The sequence below is a fragment of the Brenneria alni genome (assembly GCF_003666245.1).
Classification (GTDB): domain Bacteria; phylum Pseudomonadota; class Gammaproteobacteria; order Enterobacterales; family Enterobacteriaceae; genus Brenneria; species Brenneria alni.
Genome location: NZ_MJLZ01000093.1, coordinates 1 through 2,599, shown reverse-complemented (window position 1 = coordinate 2,599; position 2,599 = coordinate 1). Strand labels below are relative to the sequence as shown.

Annotated in this window: 2 protein-coding genes; both read right to left on the bottom strand. The window is 35.3% G+C overall.

Features of this window, described 5'->3' with window-relative positions; all coding sequences use genetic code 11:
- Positions 1-492: 492 nt before the first annotated feature.
- Positions 493-1,089, bottom strand: a complete 597-nt coding sequence (locus BIY29_RS19710) for a hypothetical protein (protein ID WP_121576699.1) — start codon at positions 1,087-1,089, stop codon at positions 493-495.
- Between the two features lie 822 nt (positions 1,090-1,911).
- Positions 1,912-2,508 carry a hypothetical protein gene (locus BIY29_RS19705; protein ID WP_121576698.1) on the bottom strand — a complete coding sequence of 199 codons (597 nt, stop codon included), beginning with the start codon at positions 2,506-2,508 and terminating at the stop codon, positions 1,912-1,914.
- Positions 2,509-2,599: the final 91 nt, after the last annotated feature.

Below are 2,599 nucleotides of genomic sequence, written 5' to 3'. Positions count from 1 at the left end.
CATTATGGTAAGACCTACCGATAATAAAAAATGGAAAAATATGCCCGTATATTTCAATATTAAATCTGCCAGCAATTATCTGTTGTCCAGATGTTTGGCATATGTTTACAGATTGAAGGTATATTCCCACAGAGCAATCTGTTTCCGCAGTGCCCGTGCCGCAGTCGGCGAACTCCACGTTTTCCACCCCGCGCTTATAGTCCGCGTGATACTACAACTTTAGCCGCACCGCTGCCGCCAATGTCAGCGTGCTGGCCTGTCCGCTAACATAAGACAATATATTGCCAAATCCGGCATCCAGTAATCCCTTGGTTTTACTCATAATCCAATCTCCTTGAGGTATATTCCAGTAACAATCACTTAAAAGAAAAAATCTCAACTCTCTTCAATCAACGCACTGTATTTTTATTTACACTTTAATTTAAATTTCATCGTTTTTTAAAAAAATAAAACAATTAATTTTTCCAAATAAAATTAGACTAGAAAAAATCATTACTTTTCTTTTATATAAATAAACTTCCTCATTAAAAAAAGCACAAAAATAATTATCGGAAAATCAATCATAACCACATTACTAACCGCGACTTTTCTAGCAGAAGATATTCTTTTTGCCACCGTTTCCAAACTGACCTTTTCATCTCCCTCTACCTTTAACTGTACTAATCGGCGCTGCGAATAGAAAAAATAAGCTGGCTGATAAAACCAACCTATTTCAGCCTGTTTTCCTGACCAATCATGCAATAAATCATCATTCACGTCACATCCCCAATGTCCAACATTCAATATTTCCTCACAAGAAAAATATTCAACCTCATTATTTCTCTTTAATCCTAACTGAATACCTTTCTTATTGTTTTTCCTAAGAACCAGCTCACCCTGGGTATAATGTATCTCTTCCTCTTTCGGCATTTCCGCAACCCACGCATAGTATGCTGGAACAGAGGTATATAGAATAATTCCAAGAGGAAAAAGCACCAGTACTCTCCGCCAGGGATCGCTAAAAAACGCCTTTAGCCATCGAAAAAAACGAACAACCAGCGTCATACCAACAACAGAAGATGCAACATTTTTATCGCACATTTTTTTCATAAATAACTCCTTTATAATATCTGACATCCATATTCACCCTCCATAAACATCTTCTTAAATAAAAAAACTTATGGCCTATCTTGTTACTCATCAATTTAAATTGATATAATTAGCATGATATTAATTTAAATGTTTAATATATAAGGAAAAACGCCCCCCTGCGACATAAAAAGATATGGTGTAAAAAGCCATACCTTAGTAAATCGATATTTCTATTTCAAAAACAATAATCTGTCAATTCCATATCTTAAAAAATAAGACAAACTTTGATATTCCTCTAACTGTCATGATTTTTATTTTTCACTAAATATTTCACTATCATTCTTATTACTGGGATTATTAACACATTATGGTAAGACCTATCGATAATAATTGGAAAATATGCCCGTATACTTCAATATCAAATCTTCCGGCGATCATCTGTTGTCCAGATGTTTGGCATATGTTTACAGATTGAAGGTATATTCCCACAGAGCAATCTGTTCCCGCAGTGCCTGTGCCGCAGTCGGCGAACTCCACGTTTTCCACCCCGCGCTTATAGTCGCGTGATACTACAACTTTAGCCGCACCGCTGCCGCCAATGTCAGCGTGCTGGCCTGCCCGCTAACATAAGACAATACATTGCCGAATCCGGCATCCAGTAATCCCTTGGTTTTACTCATAATAAAATCTCCTTGAGGTATATTTTCAGTAAAAATCACTTAAAAAACACATCACGCCCTGACAATTAATGCGCATAAATTTTATTTAACACTTCGATTAAAATCATATTTTATTAAATTTTTAATACATCAAAAAAACATCAAGATATATAAAATTAATTTATAATTTTTCATACATTTTAATAATTTTTCTTATTAAGAAAAGTAGCAACACAATTATAAATAGGGCAATAAAAATATTACCAACAGCATTTTCCCTACCGATACGTATTCTCTCAGACACCTTTTCAAGACTGATTTTCTCCTCTCCCTCCACCTTTAACCGTACCAATCGTCGCTGTGAATAAAAGAAATAAGCCGGCTGATAAAACCAGCCAATTTCAGCTATTTTACCTGACCACTCACGCAATAACTCATCATTCACACCACATCCCCAATGCCCGACAGTTAATTGATCCGCACAGGAAAAATATTCTATTTTTTCATTATTATTTAATCCTAACTGAATACCTTTTTTATTGTTTTCCCTAAGAACCAGCTCACCCTGGGTATAATGTATCTCTTCCTCTTTTGGTATTTCCGCAATCCACGCATAGAATGATGGAATAATGTTACCTAACATGAACATAAAAGGAATTATCACCAACGTTTTCCGCCAGGGATCGCTAAAAAATGCCTTTAGCCATCGAAAAAAACGAACATCCAGCGTCATACCAACAACAGAAGATGCAACATTTTTATCGCACAATTTTTTCATAAATAACTCCTTTACAATATCTGATATCCATATTTACTATCCATAAACATCTCCTTAAATAAAAAACTTATGGCCTATCTTGTTACTCATC